Annotated in this window: 19 protein-coding genes; 7 read left to right on the top strand and 12 right to left on the bottom strand. The window is 36.8% G+C overall.

Going from position 1 to position 18486, the window contains the following annotated elements:
* The first annotated feature begins 41 nt into the window (after positions 1 to 41).
* The 3 genes from I6U50_RS08235 (at position 42) to I6U50_RS08225 (ending at position 3267) form a co-directional block, all read left to right on the top strand.
* Positions 42 to 2351, top strand: coding sequence for a M1 family metallopeptidase (locus I6U50_RS08235; RefSeq protein WP_198638486.1), 2310 nt, complete (start codon positions 42 to 44; stop codon positions 2349 to 2351).
* Between the two features lie 70 nt (positions 2352 to 2421).
* Positions 2422 to 2703, top strand: coding sequence for a Sec-independent protein translocase subunit TatA/TatB (locus I6U50_RS08230; protein ID WP_193711080.1), 282 nt, complete (start codon positions 2422 to 2424; stop codon positions 2701 to 2703).
* A gap of 6 nt (positions 2704 to 2709) precedes the next feature.
* Entirely contained in the window at positions 2710 to 3267 is a 558-nt protein-coding gene (locus tag I6U50_RS08225; RefSeq protein ID WP_193711079.1) for a phosphatase PAP2 family protein, read from the top strand.
* Here I6U50_RS08225 and I6U50_RS08220 read toward each other — a convergent pair.
* Positions 3260 to 3901 carry an O-methyltransferase gene (locus tag I6U50_RS08220; protein WP_198638575.1) on the bottom strand — a complete coding sequence of 214 codons (642 nt, stop codon included), beginning with the start codon at positions 3899 to 3901 and terminating at the stop codon, positions 3260 to 3262. The genes I6U50_RS08225 and I6U50_RS08220 overlap by 8 nt on opposite strands.
* Before the next feature lie 183 nt (positions 3902 to 4084).
* Between I6U50_RS08220 and kynU the strand changes: the two genes are divergently transcribed.
* Both kynU and I6U50_RS08210 read left to right on the top strand, forming a co-directional pair.
* A complete protein-coding gene (gene kynU / locus I6U50_RS08215) occupies positions 4085 to 5368 on the top strand; it encodes a kynureninase (protein WP_198627576.1) in 1284 nt (427 codons plus the stop codon).
* A gap of 6 nt (positions 5369 to 5374) precedes the next feature.
* The gene (locus I6U50_RS08210) at positions 5375 to 6301 is read left to right on the top strand and encodes a serine hydrolase (RefSeq protein ID WP_198638485.1); all 927 of its coding nucleotides are present in this window, start codon (positions 5375 to 5377) and stop codon (positions 6299 to 6301) included.
* A gap of 132 nt (positions 6302 to 6433) precedes the next feature.
* On the opposite strand, the gene I6U50_RS08205 is transcribed toward I6U50_RS08210, so the two are convergent.
* The 8 genes from I6U50_RS08205 to I6U50_RS08170 form a co-directional block, all read right to left on the bottom strand.
* Positions 6434 to 7111 carry a hypothetical protein gene (locus I6U50_RS08205; RefSeq protein WP_198638484.1) on the bottom strand — a complete coding sequence of 226 codons (678 nt, stop codon included), beginning with the start codon at positions 7109 to 7111 and terminating at the stop codon, positions 6434 to 6436.
* A 324-nt stretch (positions 7112 to 7435) separates the two neighbouring features.
* Positions 7436 to 7591 (bottom strand): lmo0937 family membrane protein, encoded by a 156-nt coding sequence (locus I6U50_RS08200; RefSeq protein ID WP_193711075.1) that lies wholly within the window; start codon positions 7589 to 7591, stop codon positions 7436 to 7438.
* A 106-nt stretch (positions 7592 to 7697) separates the two neighbouring features.
* A complete protein-coding gene (locus I6U50_RS08195; protein WP_198638483.1) occupies positions 7698 to 9245 on the bottom strand; it encodes a cryptochrome/photolyase family protein in 1548 nt (515 codons plus the stop codon).
* Positions 9230 to 10525: a DASH family cryptochrome gene (locus I6U50_RS08190; RefSeq protein WP_198638482.1), complete on the bottom strand. Its 1296-nt coding sequence runs from the start codon at positions 10523 to 10525 to the stop codon at positions 9230 to 9232. The genes I6U50_RS08195 and I6U50_RS08190 overlap by 16 nt, the downstream gene beginning before the upstream one ends.
* On the bottom strand, positions 10525 to 10662 hold the full coding sequence (locus I6U50_RS08185; RefSeq protein ID WP_198638481.1) for a DUF2256 domain-containing protein: 138 nt from the start codon (positions 10660 to 10662) through the stop codon (positions 10525 to 10527). The genes I6U50_RS08190 and I6U50_RS08185 overlap by 1 nt, the downstream gene beginning before the upstream one ends.
* A gap of 3 nt (positions 10663 to 10665) precedes the next feature.
* Positions 10666 to 11316 (bottom strand): flavin reductase family protein, encoded by a 651-nt coding sequence (locus I6U50_RS08180; protein WP_198638480.1) that lies wholly within the window; start codon positions 11314 to 11316, stop codon positions 10666 to 10668.
* A 121-nt stretch (positions 11317 to 11437) separates the two neighbouring features.
* On the bottom strand, positions 11438 to 11683 hold the full coding sequence (locus tag I6U50_RS08175) for a hypothetical protein (protein WP_193711070.1): 246 nt from the start codon (positions 11681 to 11683) through the stop codon (positions 11438 to 11440).
* 116 nt (positions 11684 to 11799) lie between these two features.
* On the bottom strand, positions 11800 to 12897 hold the full coding sequence (locus I6U50_RS08170; RefSeq protein WP_198638479.1) for an alkene reductase: 1098 nt from the start codon (positions 12895 to 12897) through the stop codon (positions 11800 to 11802).
* A 187-nt stretch (positions 12898 to 13084) separates the two neighbouring features.
* On the opposite strand from I6U50_RS08170, the gene I6U50_RS08165 reads away from it, so the two are divergent.
* A complete protein-coding gene (locus I6U50_RS08165) occupies positions 13085 to 14446 on the top strand; it encodes an FAD-dependent oxidoreductase (RefSeq protein WP_198638478.1) in 1362 nt (453 codons plus the stop codon).
* On the opposite strand, the gene I6U50_RS08160 is transcribed toward I6U50_RS08165, so the two are convergent.
* The 3 genes from I6U50_RS08160 to I6U50_RS08150 form a co-directional block, all read right to left on the bottom strand.
* Positions 14438 to 15925 carry a potassium/proton antiporter gene (locus I6U50_RS08160; RefSeq protein WP_198638477.1) on the bottom strand — a complete coding sequence of 496 codons (1488 nt, stop codon included), beginning with the start codon at positions 15923 to 15925 and terminating at the stop codon, positions 14438 to 14440. The genes I6U50_RS08165 and I6U50_RS08160 overlap by 9 nt on opposite strands.
* A 174-nt stretch (positions 15926 to 16099) precedes the next feature.
* On the bottom strand, positions 16100 to 16762 hold the full coding sequence (gene msrA / locus I6U50_RS08155; protein ID WP_198638476.1) for a peptide-methionine (S)-S-oxide reductase MsrA: 663 nt from the start codon (positions 16760 to 16762) through the stop codon (positions 16100 to 16102).
* Positions 16763 to 16766: 4 nt separating this feature from the next.
* Positions 16767 to 17324 carry a hypothetical protein gene (locus tag I6U50_RS08150; protein WP_198638475.1) on the bottom strand — a complete coding sequence of 186 codons (558 nt, stop codon included), beginning with the start codon at positions 17322 to 17324 and terminating at the stop codon, positions 16767 to 16769.
* A gap of 319 nt (positions 17325 to 17643) precedes the next feature.
* Here I6U50_RS08150 and I6U50_RS08145 point away from each other — a divergent pair, with 319 nt between their 5' ends.
* On the top strand, positions 17644 to 18285 hold the full coding sequence (locus I6U50_RS08145; protein WP_198638474.1) for a hypothetical protein: 642 nt from the start codon (positions 17644 to 17646) through the stop codon (positions 18283 to 18285).
* Positions 18286 to 18486: the final 201 nt, after the last annotated feature.

Genomic DNA, 18486 nt, shown 5'->3' with positions numbered 1-18486 from the left:
TATTTTTACTTTTAAAAATCCTTAAAACAAACCAAGCATTAATGAATAATATACGATTATTAAGTTTCGCATTTATAATACTTTTTGTGAGCGGTATACAGGCTCAAGACTCGGGAGAAAGAGAGCAACAAGCCAAACAGGAAGGTCACGAAAATAATAACAAGTTTAAACAACTGCATGAAACTTTTGCAACTCCCAATCAATACAGGACCGGTGCGGGTGCTCCCGGAGAAGCTTACTATCAAAACCAGGCCGACTATAAAATGGAGATTGTTTTAGACGATAAAAATACGCGTTTAGATGGAGAGGCTCAGGTGACATATTATAACAACTCACCCGATAAATTAGAATATTTATGGGTGCAATTAGACCAAAATATAAGAAAAAAAGAAGCTCCAGGCTTAGAACGTAATCCCAGAGTAATGCGACCTGTGACTACACCCCAGGGCTTTGTAAGTGAATATATGCAGGAGTCTTTTGACGGTGGTTTTAACATCACCGACTTAAGTCAGGATGGAGATAAATTGAAGTTTACCATCAATCAAACCATGTTGAGGATAAACCTGGAAGAGCCCCTGAAACCGGGTGAATCTTTTGAATTTGATATAAAATGGTGGTATAAGATCAATAAACATACAACAGACGGTGCTAGAAGTGGGTATGAACATTTCCCTAAAGATGGAAACAATGCTTATGTAATTGCACAATTCTTTCCAAGAATGGCGGTCTATAACGATGTGGAAGGCTGGCAAAATATGCAGTTTTGGGGAGATGGGGAGTTTGCTCTTCCTTTTGGAGATTACGAAGTAAATATTACAGTTCCTGCAGATCATATTATGGAAGCTACAGGAGAACTTCAAAACCGCGAGGAAGTATATACCAAAGAGATGATGCGCCGTTATAAGCAGGCAAAAAAATCTTACGATAAACCTGTGATTGTTAGAACTCAGGAAGAAGCTGTAGAGGCTGAAAAATCTTTTTCCACTAAAACCAAAACTTGGAAATATAAAGCCGAAATGGTTAGGGATTTTGCATTTTCTACCTCTAGAAAATTTATTCTGGATATGATGGCTACCGATGTACTTGGCAAAGATGTGATGGCCGTTTCTTTATACCCTAAAGAGGGCAATCCATTATGGGGAAAATGGTCTACCAGGGTTGTAGCAAGTACGCTTACTTCTTATTCTAAACAAACATTTCAATATCCTTACCATAAGGCTGTTTCGGTTCACGCAAAAAACCAGGGAATGGAATACCCTATGATTTGCTGGAATTACGGGCGCCCAAATGAAGATGGAAATTATTCTGATAGGACTAAATTTGGGATGATAAGTGTAATAATTCACGAAATTGGCCATAACTTTTTTCCCATGATTGTAAATAGTGATGAGCGCCAATGGGGGTGGATGGACGAAGGTTTAAATACGTTTAGTCAATTTTTGGCAGAACAGGAGTTTGGCAAAAAATACCCTGAAGCTATTGGTTCACTAGAGCAGTATCCCTCCAGAAGAGGAATCCCTTCTAAGATTGTACCTTATATGAGAGGTAATCAGAAATATATTGCACCTATTATGAGCAACCCCGAAAATGTATATCAGTTAGGGAATAATGCCTACGGAAAACCGGCAACTGCTTTAAATATTTTAAGGGAAACTGTGATGGGGCACGAGCTTTTTGATTATGCCTACAAAACATTTGCCCAGCGATGGATGTTTAAGCATCCAACTCCCGAAGACTTTTTCAGAACTATGGAAGATGCTTCAGCCGTAGATTTAGATTGGTTTTGGAGAGGTTGGTTCTATACTACGCACAATGTAGATATGGGAATTAAGGAAGTTCAAAAACTTTATGTAACCGATAAGGCTACTAAAGAAGGAAAAGAATTTTTGGAGCAGTATGGAGCCGATCCCGAAGAGATAGAGGCCATTTACGTAGTTAGTGAGGATAGCGAGGAATTTGATGAAAATTTAAAAGGAAAATCTGTTTTGGAGAATTCTCCAACCCTAAATGAATTTGTAATGGATAATTTCTCTGAGTCGGAAAGAGCAGGTTTAAAAAATCCAAAATATTTCTACCAGGTTACTTTTGAAAAGCCGGGCGGAATTCCGATGCCATTAATTGTTGAATTTACCTATGCCGATGGTTCTTCCACGCTAAAAAAATATCCGGCTCAGTTATGGAGAATGAACGATGAGGTAGCAACAAAAGCCATTGCTGCCGATAAAGAAATTATTAAAATTGTAGTAGATCCCGAGCTTGAAACGGCCGATGTTGACATAAGTAACAATACCTGGCCAAAAGAAGAAACCACAAATAAGTTCGAGAAATTCAAAGAGAATCTGGTAAACTAAAACATTTTTAGGCCGACTTTAACGAGTCGGCTTTTTTTATGCTTAAATTTGTCGTTATATTTGTTAAGCTATGAATATGATACCTCTTTTTATTAGTGGAGCCGAAATTGCTTTTATCCTTTTTATTTTAGTAATGGTATTCGGCGCCGATAAAATTCCTGATATAGCCCGGGGAATGGGTAAAGGAATGAAAATGCTTCGTAATGCCTCTAACGACATTAAAACTGAAATTCAAAAAAGTGCCGATAAGCAAGGTATCAATACCGACATTACTAACGATGTAAAAGGTGAAATAGATAAGGTGAAAGAAGATATAGATGAAATAACCGGTTCGGTTAAACGTAGGTTTTAATTACTAATGTTAGAGCAGCTAGAACAATGGGATAGGGAGCTGTTTATCTACCTTAACGGCCTTGGAATCGAATCTTACGATAATTTTTGGATTACCGTTACTACAATCCAAAACTGGATCCCACTATATATTGCTTTTTTTGTGCTTTATTTTGTAGCTTTTCATTGGAAAAAAGCGCTTTTCACCAGCCTTTTTACGTTGGCTACAGCACTTTCTACTTATGGTTTTACCAATCTTGTAAAAAATTTCTTTCTTAGGCTTCGGCCCAACAATGAGCCGGAAATTGCAGATATTATTAGAATTTTACAAACTCCGGATAATTACAGTTTTTTCTCCGGCCATTCTGCGGTTTCTACTGCTGCAGCCCTGTTTCTAATACTGGCATTAAAAGATAAATACCCCTGGATTTGGGTAGTGCTTATCTGGCCACTATTGTTTATGCTAAGCCGAATTTATGTAGGGGTTCATTACCCGGGAGACGTACTTGTTGGTGCGGCGGTAGGAGTAATATTTGCCCTGGTGTTTTTTATGCTTTACCAGCGCTCCGGAAAACGTTTTATTTAAGTCGGCTTAAGGTTAACCCGTCCCGAATCGGTAAAATAACTGTTTCTATGCGTTCATCTTCGGCAAGCATCTTATTGTACTTTAAAAGTGCACGGGTAGATTCGTCATCGGCTTTTAACGGCTTTACAACTTTGCCACTCCACAATACATTATCTGATAAAATAACGCCCCCTGGATTCATTTTGTCTATTATTAAGTCAAAATAGGCAGGGTAATTAGGTTTGTCGGCATCAATAAAAACAAGGTCAAATGTTGAATTGATTTCAGGAATTACTTCCCTCGCATCTCCTATATATTGCCTAATATTATTTTTGAAGTTTGAAGCCTCAAAATATTTTTGCTGAAAATCGTATAATTCCTCGTTGATGTCTATGGTGTGTAACATCCCATCTTTAGGCAGGCCTTCTGCTAAACATAAGGCCGAGTAGCCGGTATAGGTTCCTATTTCCAGAATAGTTTTTGGCGCTATTATTTTTGAAATTAAGCTTAGAATTCTACCCTGGTAATTTCCGCTTAGCATCCTGGGTTGCAAAACTTTTTGATTGGTTTCCCGGTTTAGTTTTGCTAAAAAATCAGGTTCTTTAGCTGAATGTTCTAAAATATAATCGTCTATAGCTTCGGGTAGAAAATGCATGGGAATTCTAATTTTTTTCAAATTTAGAGAATTTAATGTTTTTAATATGAAAGCTTTCAAGACAAATACTAATTAGCTTTTACTCCTTAATTAACTTTTAACTCCATGAGGCTTGTTAGGAGATAATTTGCTTCAGGCATTTCTGCCAATAAATTGTATTTTTACTTAAAACTAAAACCACACATGCAATTTCAAAATACTCTAGAATATGCCCGGGAATTGGATTCCCAGGACAAACTATCATCATATCGCGACCAGTTTATTTTTCCGCAGCATGAAGGGAAAAATGTGATTTATTTTACCGGAAATTCGCTTGGTCTTCAACCTAAATCAGCTAAAAAATATGTGGATGAGATTATGACCGATTGGGCCAATCTCGCCGTAGAAGGTCATTTTTATGCCGAAAAACCCTGGTGGGATTATCACGAGCGTTTTTCAAAGAAGCTGGCTAAAGTAGTAGGTGCGAAACCTGCTGAGGTTACAGTTATGAACACCCTTACGGTTAATTTACATTTGTTGATGGTGTCTTTTTACAGGCCAAAAGGAAAACGTTACAAGATTATTTGTGAAGAAAAAGCTTTTCCCAGCGATCAATATATGATTTCCAGTCAGGTTCGTTTTCATGGATATGATCCCAGGGATGCTATTGTTGAAATTAAAAGGCGTGAAGGGGAAAATAACTTTAGAACCGAAGATATTCTTTCTAAAATAAATGAAGTAGGAGAGGAGTGTGCTTTGGTGCTTATAGGAGGCGTAAACTATTATACAGGGCAGGTATTGGAAATGGAAAGCATAACCAAAGCAGGACATAAAGTAGGTGCTTTTGTGGGCTGGGATCTTGCTCATGCTGCCGGTAATATAGAATTAAAATTAAGCGATTGGGAGGTGGATTTTGCCGCCTGGTGTAGTTATAAATATATGAATAGCGGTCCCGGGAATGCTTCCGGTTGTTTTATTAATGAAAAATATCATAACCAAAAAGATATTCCTCGTTTTGAAGGTTGGTGGGGCCATAGCAAAGAACGTAGATTCTTAATGGAACCTGAATTTCAACCCGAACCCGGAGCAGATGCCTGGCAAATCTCTAATGCTCCTGTCCTGGCCCTTGCGCCTTATTTAGCTTCGCTTGAAATGTTTGATGAGGTAGGAATGCCGGCATTAATAGAAAAAAGAAATAAGATCGTGGCCTACCTCGAGTTTGTTTTACACGAAATTGATAAAGAAGTTGAGAGCACTTTTGAAATTATTACACCTCCAAATCAGGAAGAGCGAGGTACACAACTTTCGGTGTTTTTACACGGAGAAGGCAGGGAATTATTCAATTATTTAATGAAAAACGGCGTAATTCCCGACTGGCGGGAACCCAATGTAATTCGTCTGGCCCCGGCACCTTTCTATTGCTCTTTCGAAGATATGTACCAATTTGGTCAAATTCTTAAAAAGGGAATTTTAGAGAAATCTAAATAAATTAAGATGAAAAAGATACTTGTATTTTGTTTTTTGATAATTTCCGTATTCGGATTTTCCCAAAATCCTGAAACTGATCTAAAACTTCAAAAGAAATTAGAAACACTTATCGAAAATTTCAATGGAGATGCAGGCGTATATGTGAAAAACCTGAAAACCGGAAAAGAAGTTGGGATAAATGCCGACACTATTTTCCCAACAGCAAGTATCGTGAAAGTTCCTATTCTTATAAAGATTTTTGATAAAATTGAAAAAGGAGATTTACATTACAACGATAGCCTGGTGTATTCGAAAGACCGTATTTACGGAGGTTCGGGGTTAATGCAGTTTTATAAAGATAGTACCCGAACAGACTTAAGGACCCTGGTGGCATTAATGATTAGCTATAGCGATAATGTCACTTCCTTATGGAATCAGGAACTTGCCGGTGGCGGGAAAGCCATCAATAAATTAATGGAAGAGCTTAACCTGGAACATACGCGCGTAAACTCACGAACAAAAGGTCGTGATGAAGATTGGGAAAAATATGGTTGGGGACAAACCACGCCCAGGGAAATGGCTTCTATTTTAGAGCAAATTAGAGAGCGCAAATTAATAAGTGCTGCAGCCAGTGACGAAATGTATAGGCTGCTGGGTAATTCTTTCTATCAGGATTATGCTTTGTCCCAGGTGCCGCCTTATGTGCAGGCTGCGGCAAAACAGGGTATGGTAAATAAATCACGTTCAGAGCTTTTTATGGTAAATGCCCCTTCGGGAGATTATGTATGTTATATTGCCACAAAAAATAATGAGGACGAATCCTGGGGCGATACGAATGAAGCCTGGGAATTACAAAGGCAAGTTTCAGCCTTGCTTTGGAATTATTTTGAGCCCGGTTCTAATTGGAAACCGGCCAAAGGGGCTCGGGAGTTGCTTAGGGGTTTAAATTATTAATGCTAGATTTCAATAAAAAAGCCACGAATTCAATATTTTTTACTGAATTCGTGGCTTTAAATTTTTTGGGAATTTACCCGATAATCTAGCTTTAATGCCGCGTTCGTTGGTTTTTTACGAGGTAAATTACGATTACCTTACTTCAATTCCGGTAAAGAATAATTCAAAACTTCCATCGGGAGATTTATGGGATTTAGCAATTTTTAAGCCCTGAAAATCTTCAAAATCTTCCCAGGTCGTAGGCATTTCTCTTTTTCCGTCAGCCGATTTGTAAATCCATTCCTCTAAAAGAAGATCGTCGTTATAATATACCACGTAGGTATCCCCCGGAGTATAGCCGCCTTCATTCTTATAGGAAACTTCTAAATAGTTCATCTCCTTTTTGCTAATGGGAGCAGTACCGGTTTTTTCTTCTGAAATAGTAGCATCACTCCATACCATTTGATATGGGAATAATAACCAGTAAGAATCATTTATAAACTTTTGATCTATATCCTTATCGTCTTCAGAAATATTGTTGGTTTTGGTATAAGTTTGGCTTATATCACCCTGGGTTAGTCTAATCTCATTGGTTTTTGGCTTCCAGGTCCACGCACGGCTGGTTCTTAGGGAATCCTGAACCTTTACGTTAAATGTGAAACGAATTTCTTCAACAGCATCAAAATTATTTAATCCGTGAGCCACAGCAATTTGCTCTTCAATGCTTTTCTGGGCTTCTTCTGTAGTTTCCTGCCCAATTTTAGTTTCTTTGTTGTTCTTGCAAGCAGTTAAGCCAATAACAAGTAAGCTAATAAAGATTAGTTTTTTCATAATGATTTATTTCGCATAAAGGTACAAAAACTGCTTTTAAAATAGGAGTCATGGGCCTTCTACGCAAGTTTTATAAAAGATATTTGAAATAAAATGAGTCTGGATATTTTTGTTTTAGCAGAAGAATATAGAGAATTAAAAAAAAATTACAGAGTTTGGTGAAAAAAGCCTGTTTTACTGTCTGTATATAGAATTATTGTGTTTTTAGAGGAAAAATAAAAATAAAAGAGGCTGTCTGAAAAGTGGTTCTTCGTCTGAAACGAGTTCAGGACGAGAGTTAATAACTTTTCAGGCATCCTCTTATGATTCGATTGTATTACTAAATTAAAGTCGGCGTCCTGTTAATAATCTATATAAAATTAGAATTACAGCCAGAACAATTAGTATATGGATGATGCTTCCTAAATCTGGAAAAGCAAAATAGCCAACAAGCCATCCTATAACTAGTAATACTACAATAAGCCAAATTAAATCTCTCATATTGGTTGGTTTTTAGTAGCTAAGCTACATTGGTTAATTGTTTCTAACGAATTTATAGAATAACTTATTTGGAGCGATATTTTTTAACTAGTGTTTAACTTGAATGTTAAAATTTTTCAGGATTATTTATTATATCGTTTGCCCGGTCTTTTATTGTAACTATTTCATCTCCCGACTTTTTATCAAGCATAGAAAGCATCATGGCCATTCTGCGGTTTCCCTTGAAGAATTCACGTTTTTCAGCTAAAAAATTCCAGTATAAAGTATTAAAAGGGCAGGAATTCTCACCGGTTTTCTTTTTGACATCATAAGCACAGGCTTTACAATAGTTGCTCATTTTATGAATATAAGAACCACTGGAAACATAGGGTTTGGTAGCTACAATTCCACCATCGGCAAACTGGCTCATACCCCGGGTATTGGTTATTTCTACCCATTCTATGGCATCTATATAAATACCCAGGTACCAGGCATCTACTGCGTTAGGATGGGTTTGTGTAAGTAGGGCATAATTACCGGTTATCATAAGGCGCTGAATGTGATGCGCGTAGGCATTGTCTAAACTTTGCTTTATACTGTGTTTTAGGCAATTCATTTTTGTATTTCCGGTCCAGTAAAATTCCGGTAGTTTATTTTGATTGTCTAACTTGTTGGTACGTCTATATCCCGGCATTTCTTTCCAGTATATGCCACGCATATATTCGCGCCAACCTAAAATTTGACGTACAAAACCTTCTACCTGTGAGATGTCTATTTCGTCTTTATGCTCTCTCCAATGCGCTATTGCTGCATCTATTACTTCTTTGGGATGCAGCATTTTGGTGTTAAGCGAAAACGATAACCTGGAGTGAAATAAATATGCCTGTTCACTATGTAGTGCATCCTGAAAATCGCCAAAATGAACCAATAAATTTTTACAGAAATAATTTAAAACCGAAAGTGAATCCTCCCGGCTTGTTGGCCAATTGAATTTTTCTACATCAATGTTTCCAAAAGTTTTAATACCAGATTTTTCTATTTCTTTGAGTATTTCTGAAACATCTTTTCTAAATCCGCGTTCGTGGGGAATTTCGGGCTTGCCGGTCCATTTTTTACGATTAGATTTATCAAAATTCCATTTGCCGCCTTCCGGGTCTTTTTCCGTAAGCATGAGCACATCGTATTTTTTACGCATATCGCGGTAAAAATATTCCATGATCATATTTTTTTTACCCTTATAAAAATTAGTAAGATCTTCTCTAGAGGTTAAAAAATGTTCGGTGTCGTAGACCTCGGTTTCAATTTTTAAGTCATTGCAGAAGTCTTTTAATTGAACGTCAAGACGATATTCATCGGGAAGCTGATATTCAAATTTTTCAATCTTATATTCTGAAATTAGCTGCTTTAGATTTTCGGGTAAAGTTTGTTTATTTTTTTTATCGCTGATTTTTAAATAGATTACCTGATGCCCACGCTCCTTTAAATACTCGGCGAAATTACGCATGGCACTAAAAAAACCAACCACTTTTTGGATATGATGCATCACATAGTCGGTTTCCTGGCGCATTTCCATAAGCACATAGAGTGTGTTTTTTTCTTGCTCTTTAAACCAGGTGTGTTTATGGTTAAGCTGATCGCCTAAAATTAATCTTAGTTTAGTTATTTTTTCAGCCATAATTCTTGAAATTTTTTATCAGGGTCATAACGTTCGGCCTGGCGTTTTATATTAAATTTACGATCCCGCGGATCGTTGCCAACTCCGCTGTTGTACATCCAGTTCCCCCAATTGCTGTGTACATCGTAATCTATAAGCAAGCTTTCAAAATATGCTGCGCCAATTCGCCAATCCTGTTTTAGTTCTTTTGCCCAAAAACTGGCAACATTTTGCCTACCACGATTGCTCATAAATCCTGTAGCGGCCAGTTCTTTCATATTCGCGTTTATAAATGCTTCTTTAGTTTCTCCATAAACCCAGCGCTGTAGAGTTTGTTTATCTTTATTCCATCTTAATTCTTTTTCTAAAATCCCATCAATTTTGAAGATTTTATTCGCGTGTTTTAATGAAATAAACTTAAAGTAATCGCGCCAAATTAGCTCAAAAATAAGCCAGTAGGTATCCTGGTTTTTAGTGATATCTTTTTCGAATTTTTTTACCGCCCAATAAATTTGTTTGGGCGAAATACTACCATTTGCAAGCCAGGCCGAAAGTTTTGAACTATAAGCTTCACCAATTAAACCGTTTCTGGTTTGTTTGTATTTAGCCAGGTTTTTAGTTTCCCAAAAATAGTGTTGTATTCTTTCTTTTGCTTGATCTTCGCCACCTTGAAACGGAAAAGCCGTCCTGGGATCCAGCTCAAATTCCTCAAATCCCAGCTCGTTTAAATCGGGTATTTTTGTAGGATTTTCGAGTTCGAAATTTTCCTTTGTTAAAGCTTTTGGCTTTGTAAGGTATTCCCTAACAGTAACTTGGGCTTCGCATTTTTTTCTGAACTCTGTAAAAACCTTTGGGATCTCAGTGAAGTTTGTATAGGGGATATCTGTGGGATGAAATAAAAACTGGTCGTAGAAAGCTTTAAATTCTAATTCTTTTACAACTTCTTTTTTTATTTTCTTGATTATACCCTGCTCTTCACTGGTCCATTCTTTTTGCAAATAAATGTTGGAAATTGCATATTTCTCAAAAAAAACCGGTAAAACTTTTTCCGGTTTTTCCCGGTAAACAAATAGTGGGATATTAAGCGCTGCCAGATGTTCTTTTAACTCCTTAATTGTTTCTATTAAAAATTTTGCCCTGAATTTCCCGGTTTTTTTGAATCCATATTCTGTAAAATCAAATTGCCTGGGATCAAAAAAATAAACGGCTATTACAGCCTCATTTTCTTTGCAGGCCTTGCTTAAGGCTACATTATCTGTAACACGTAAATTATTTTGAAACCAAACAAGTGCTGTACTCATTACTTATTTCTTCTACATTTTTCACTACAATATTTAACTGAAGCCCAATTTTTCTCCCACTTTTTACGCCACCTAAATGTTTTTTTGCAAACAGGACATATTTTTTCCGGCAAGTCAGATTTCTTTACCGATTTCATAAATCATTCTTCTTTGCTAAAAAATGATTTGATCTCCTGGTCGGGCCTGGCATAATGAAAACGGTCTAACAAGTGGGGAAGTGCATAGCCATCTAAACCGTTTATGGTTACCGTTTCGGCATCATCTAAGCGCAACCAGCCGTCTGGAGCTTGTATGCCTTCATCAAAATAAATATGTTCTATGCTGCCAATAAGCATTATGGTGTCATTTTCTTTGATGTAATATTCATTTATAAATTTACAGCCTAGTTTTACGGTAGATTGTTTTACATAAGGGGCGAAAAAACCGTCCAGGTACTCTTCTTCCAGCCCGGTTTTTTGAAATTCAGAGATTTCCTCGTCGTATTTCGCGGCTGTTTGGTGTGCTTTTTCTATCATATCTTTCTGAATATGATTCACCGTAAAATACTGACTTTCTTTAATGTTCTTGTAAGTGTTTCTAGGGACTTCTTTAGTTGGCCGGGTAATAAAGCCCAGTAAGGGAGGTTCGCTGCCAAGGTGCGTAACCGAACTAAATACAGCCACATTCACAATGTTTTTGCTAGATTTTGTTGCAATAAGATTGGCAGATTTATAACCGGTAACGCTATTAATAAGATTTAGGCGAAATATTTTTTCCATTTGCCTAATTTCTTCTGAAGTAATGTGTTGCATATAGTTGAAATAAAAAGGTGACTAAAACTTAAAATGTCTGTATGAAATATTTTTTCTTCCAAACAAATTTAAGTTTTAATCACCTGAAGGCTTTAATGATTAGCTTTTCTTTATAAATTGATTAGCCTTGATTTTCCAGTTTATTAATCCTCATTTCATATTCTTCCATCGCTTCCCGAACGGCATCAACATTATCTGAAGATTTTTGATGGGCTGCATTCATGGCTTTTTCCAATTCATCGTCGGGGTGTTGAAACAAATCTGTGATCACATGATTTATCTTGTCAATAATACTTTCCTGGCTATTTTTAATGTCTTCCAGTTTATTTAAGGTGGCTCTCATTTGTTCAAGTTTCGACTCATCCATAATTTTTGTTTTATAAGTTGAATATTAAATTTACTTTTTTATTCAACCAAATTTTAACCAATTAACCTGGTTTTAAGGACTTTTAATCTAAAATTATGAATTTTTAGGGCTACATATTAACCCTCATATTTAGGATAATCGGTGTAACCTTTTGCGCCGGGAGTGTAAAAAGTATCTTCGTCCCAGTCGGCAATAGGGGCATTTTTAGCAAAACGTAGGGGCAAATCGGGGTTGGAAATAAACAATTTTGCAAATGAAACCATATCGGCATTTCCTTCATCAATTACCTTGTTCCCCGATTCCTGATCAAAACCGGCATTAATCATTAAATTACCTTTATAAATAGGCCGGTAGTGTTTGGCAATATTTGGTTCCAGGTAGTTTATGTCGCTTACATCGGTAAAGGGTTCAGACAAATGTGTATAGGCCAAATCATAGGCATTTAATTTTTCGATGACATAATCGAAGGTGGGAATGGTTTCTTCTGTGGCTGTAATACCAAAAGCATTGTGTAGGGAAGGGTTTAACCGTACTCCAATTCTATTTTCGGGCCATATTTCACCAACTGCTTCCAGAACTTCAAAAAAGAAACGAGCTCTGTTTTGAATACTTCCGCCGTAATCATCGGTTCTAATGTTGGCGTTTTTATTAAAAAACTGGTGAATTAAATACCCATTTGATGAATGGATTTCCACCCCGTCAAACCCGGCATTTTTTGCATTTTCTGCTGCGTGTTTAAAATCCAGCACTGTTTGTTTTATATCTGCAATGCTCATTGCCTGGGGTTCTACGGTATCTTCAAAACCATCTGGAGTATAGGCCTGGCTGTTTGGGTTTATGGCGCTTGGAGCTAAAGGCTTTTCTCCATTGTGAAATTTGGGATGTGAAATTCTACCGCAATGCCATAGCTGTAAGAAAATTTTACCGTCATTTTCATGAACTGCCGTGGTAACTTTTTTCCAGGCCTCTACCTGGCCCTCGGTGTAGATTCCGGGAGTATTAATATATCCTACTGCCGCTTCAGAAATCTGTGAACCTTCGGTGATAATTAACCCGGCACCTGCCCGTTGTGAATAGTATTTGACGTGTAAATTGGTAGGTTCATTTTCCTTATTATCAGCGCGATTACGCGTCATTGGCGCCATAATTACTCGATTTTTTAATTCCAGATCTCCAATTTTAATTGGTTTCAGTAAAGCTTGATCTTTATTCATAATTACATGTTTTTAATAATAAATGTAAGGCAAGCATCACGTAAGTGCTGTTAATTAAATGGTAAATAGAAGTTTCTTAAAAAGGTTCCCCCTGTCTAAAGTCGGTAGAAATAAGTACTTTCGTAGTTTAAATCGCATTTTCCGAAAACTATAAAATTTAAAAAAGGAGATGCACAGTAGGCACTTTATGCAAACACCAAAAAAAATTGCCATTGTAGGCTCGGGACTGGTTGGATCTTTACTCGCTATTTATCTTAGAAAAGCCGGGCATGAGGTCCAGGTTTTTGATCGTAGAAAAGATGTTAGGAAAGTTGAATTTTCTGGCCGTTCAATTAACCTGGCCATGTCTAATCGTGGATGGAAGGCTTTAAGGGCAGTGGGGATTGAAGATGAAATAAAAAAGTTGGCTTTAGCATTAGATAAAAGGGCAATGCATGTGAATGATAGGCCACTTTATTACCAAAAATACGGCAAAGAGGAAGAAGCAATTTACTCTATTTCCAGAGGTGTTTTAAACCGAAAAATGATTAGCCTGGCCGAAGAAGCCGGGGCTAAGTTTAGGTTTGAAGAAAAAGTGTGGGATATAGCTATGGCTGAAGCTAAATTGTATACGGGAGAAAGTGAAAAAGGAGAGTGGAAAGAATATCAATTTGACTTGATTTTTGGTGCCGATGGCGCTTTTTCCAGGGTGAGGCATAAAATGCAAAGACAGAGCAGGTTTAACTATTCACAACACTTTATAGATGTAGGGTATAAAGAGCTAAGTATCGCAGCAAACGAAGATGGTACCCATAAATTAGATAAAGCCTCTTTTCATATTTGGCCTCGTGGTGAATTTATGCTAATTGCCATGCCCAATTTAGATGGTAGCTTTACCTGTACCTTGTTTATGCCTTTTGAGGGTGAAAATTCTTTTGATAGTATAAAAACAGAGCAAGATGCTGATTCGTTTTTTCAAAAGCATTTCCCTGATATTAACAATGAGATTGAGAACCTAAAACGGGATTTCTTTAAAAACCCTACCAGTAGTATGGTAACCGTTAAATGTTTTCCCTGGTCTTATTGGGAAAAAGTGACGTTGGTGGGTGATTCGGCGCATGCCATTGTTCCATTTTATGGGCAGGGGATGAATGCCGGATTCGAAGATATTTTGGTTTTAAGTGAAAAAATGAAGGAATTTGGCGATGATTGGGAAAGTATTTTTGAAGAATACCAAAAATCCAGAAAACCCAATGCTGATGCTATTGCAGAATTGAGCTATAGAAATTTTATAGAAATGAGCAGTAAAACAGCCGACCCCGATTTTTTACTTCGGAAGAAAATTGAGACCTGGTTCTCTAGTAAGCACCCAGATTCCTGGGTACCCTTATACTCCAGGGTTACTTTTTCTGATAAACCCTATGCCGAAGCTTTGGCTATTGGGGATTATCAGCGAAAAATTATGGATCGCGTTATGGAGCTTCCCAACATCGAAAAAAAGTGGAATTCTGCTGAGGTTGAAACTAAAATTCTGGAACTTTTAGAAAACAAATCGGCTTTCTTAGTCTAAATCTTCCTGAACATCAGCTAGAATATTCAGGCAGTCATAGACTTCAAGCATAGTTTCTTCATCTTCGGTTAACACCACTAACATATCATTGGCTTCAACCACCGTGTTTCCGTTTGGGGTAATAAACTGGTCGTCTCTGGAAATCATAGCAATGATTGCTTTTTTCGGGAATTTAAGGTCTACAATCCTTTTTCCTACCGAATGACTATGTTCCGGGATGTTTATTTCCCGTAGAAAAGATTTGGCATCATTGGCCATAAAAGCATCGACCGGCGATTTTTGCTTGGCTTTCATTGGGAGCGCAACATTAAGCCATTTTGCCACTATAGATAGAGTTGTTCCCTGAATTAATACCGAAGTAAGGGAAACGAAGAATACAATGTTAAAAATCATATCGGCTTTTTCAATCCCGGCAAGTAAAGGATAGGTAGCAAATACAATAGGGACAGCACCACGTAGGCCCACCCAGGAAATATACCAACGCCGGCGCATCTTCATTTTAAAGAAAATTAAGCTTAGAAACACCCCCAAAGGCCTTGCTATAAAAATAAGGAATACCGAGATAAAAATTCCCACGCCAATCACAGGAACTATATGCGATGGGTAAACCAATAAACCTAAGGTAAGGAAGAGTACAATTTGCATAAGCCAGGCAAGCCCATCAAACATGCGCATAATGGTCTTTTTATAAATAATGTTGTGATTCCCAAGGTACACACCACTTAAATAAACGGCTAGAAAGCCATTACCACCAAGGGCATCGGTAGCAGAAAATACTATAAACATTAAGGCTATGGCCAGTACAGGATAAAGTCCTTCAAAATCTAATTTAATCCTGTTAATTACTATTTTACTTAGTTTTCCAAAAATAAAACCAAGTAATGCGCCAATAAGAATTTGCTGTAGGAATAGTGGGATTATACTATAAATACTTTGATCCTGATTTACTACGAGGCCTAAAAATGCAATGGTAAGAAAATAGGCCATGGGGTCGTTACTACCGCTTTCTAACTCCAGCGTAGGTCTGAGATTAGATTTTAGGGCCAGGTTTTTTGATCTTAAAATTGAAAAGACGGCAGCAGCATCTGTTGAAGATACTATGGCGCCAAGTAATAAGCCCTCGTAAATAGTAAAGTCTGTAATAAACCATACAAACGCGCCTACGCTTACCGCTGTAAATAAAACACCAAGAATAGAAAGGGAAATTCCCTGCCACATTACCGGTTTTATAGTTTTCCAACTGGTGTCCAGGCCACCGGAGAATAAGATGAAATTTAGGGAAACAATACCTATAAATTGGGCTAGTTTAGGGTCGTTAAAGTAAATGCCCCCAATACCTTCAGATCCCGAAAGGATTCCAACAGCAAGAAAAAGCACCAGGGTCGGTACACCAAAACGATAGGAAGTTTTGCCTGCAAGAATGCTTATAAACAACAAAAGCGAACCTATTAAGAGAATGTTTTCTATAGTGATGCTCATGTGTTATTTATTGCTGCGCTACTTCAAAAAATTTTTAAAACCTAAGATTCGTCTGGCAGTTTTATCGCTTATACGATTGTAATAATTTAATCAGTTTTCAGCTATAAAAATAGATATTTCAACTTTTTCAACAAAGCTGATTTTTGGATTTAAAGGCAAAAAAATATACAAATTCTAATGTGCATTTTCTTTAAGAATCTCAGGGAATTTTTCCTTGAAGCGGTTTAACCTGGGAATAGAAACCTTTTGGATGTAAGGATTGTTAGGATTATTTTTTTCATAATTCTGATGATAATCTTCGGCTACCCAAAATTTCTGAAATGGTAAGATTTCTGCAGCAATTGGTTTTTTGTAATCTTTAGCTATTGCATTCTTTACTTCATTAATAATCTCTTTTTGTTGCTCGTTTTGAAAAAAGATTAAAGATCTGTATTGGGAACCTATATCGGGACCCTGCCCATTTACCTGGGTGGGATCCTGTGAGCCAAAATAAACTTCCACTAATGTTTTAAAGCTCACTACATTTGGATCGTAAATAACTTCTACGGCTTCAGCGTGGCCGGTTCTTCCTGTGTTGCTGGATTCGTAGGTTGGATTTTTGGTATGGCCACCTGCATATCCCGAGATGGCTTCTTTTACTCCTTCTACGCTTTCATAAATAGCTTCAACACACCAAAAGCATCCACTGGCAAAGTAGGCTTTTTCATAACCATTTTCGGAAGGAACCTCTATCGGGTCTGCATTGGCAATTTCTGGTTTGGTGACGGTTTTTTCCTGCGCATTATTTCCGCAAGAGATTAATAAGAATATGATTGTGGGTAAGAAAAATCGCTTCATTGCTCTATTTTTTATAAGTTCCTTCTAATGTTTTTTTGCCATAGATAGCATAATCTACGGCCAGTTCTCCATCTATAGAAAAACCTTTCCAATCTAATGTAAGCATACCGTTTTGTCCCTGGTTCAATACGGCAATAGGAATATTAGTGTCAAATTTATCCCAGGGAATGTCCTGATTGTTTTCCTGATTTAAGGCTTTTACGTAATAAAAGTTCACAACATCGCCAGCCTGATTGTATTTAGCTTCGATATAGAATTTATCTTCGGCCAAACATAACTCTATGCGATTATCTGTTTCAAATTTTAGGCAATAACAACTACAATTAGTTTCGTTGTTTTTTAAATATGTATTACCAGAAATAGCGGCACTTAAAGAACCTAAATTGTTCTTAGTATTACCTTCCGCCTTTTTTTGAATATCAACCCCGGCGCTTGTGTTTGTAGAATCAAACTTAGTAGTATTGTTTTCTTCTGTTTGGGTACCTGAATCACTGTTCTGACTGTTGTTCTTGCAGGATACCAGCATCAAGGCCAGGCAAAGTATGCTAATATAAAACTTCATGACTAAAAAGGTTTAGTTGATAATAAAGGTAGTTTTAAAAAAGAAAATATATGTGAAAAGCTTGTTAATCCATAGTATGTTTATTGTGGTTAAGGTATTTTTTATTTTGAAATGTTTGAAAGATGCAAATAATTTTATCGCAATTTAACAGGATTTAATAATTTTGTTTAATTTTATCGCTTTAATGTTAAAAAGCGATTTGAGAATTGATTTCAAATGAAACTCAAAAAGTATTTCTATAGAAATGCCATTATAAATAGGACTTAACAGCAAGCTTAGAAATTTTATAATTATTAATTAACCCCCCCCCCCAATCAAAATGAAAAATAGATTTACATTATTTTCAGGTATTTTAGTATTATTGATTAGTTTTCAGTCATGTACTGCAGAGTCAGAAGAAGCTACACCTAATGCCAGTGAACTCGAAGAAGAGCTCGCGCTAGAAAACAAAGGAGTTCTTAAGGTTGAAGCTATTACCTATATTTTTAAGGAAACTGGCGAAACTTCCAAATTTAATGATGAGCATAGAGATTTTAACTTTAAATTTATTGATGAATTGCCTTACAGCACTTCTACTACCAGTAAACATGCTATTGAAGGTTTAACTATAACTAACCCAAATACAGGGGAATATATGATATTTTCCAATTTCGAATCCATGAAAAACGGTTTTGATCAATTCGATATTGAATTGAGTACGGGACAGGTTTTAACTTCAGTATTATTTAAACCAGGAAAGGCTAATAACTCTTCAAATAAGTGGCATGACGGCTGGCCTATAGTAGAGGAGCCTTCGCCGGTAATAGGGGCAATGATAGAGCTTTCTCAACAAGTTTCTTTAAGTGAATGTGGTTCTACAGACGCTTGTGCTGAAGACGGAAACAATTCTACAATTAGCCTAACCAATGGCGACTCTTGGTTTGGTGGTATTGAAGACTGTTCTGTAGAGTGTGCAGAGTAACCAAATAGAATTTTAAAAAAAGAGGCTGTCTGAAAAGCTTTTAAAACCGTCATCTTGAATTTATTTCAAGATCTAAGGTGTTAGTAATTAAAAACATGTTAGAAGCTGAAACAAGTTCAGCTTGACGAGAATAGATTTTTCAGACAGCTTTTTTATTAGTACCCGGGTTGTCTCGAAATTAAAAAAAATATTTCCAACGAA

This window comes from Salegentibacter maritimus, assembly GCF_016236975.1.
Lineage (GTDB): Bacteria > Bacteroidota > Bacteroidia > Flavobacteriales > Flavobacteriaceae > Salegentibacter > Salegentibacter maritimus.
This window is presented reverse-complemented; position numbering and strand designations above follow the sequence as displayed.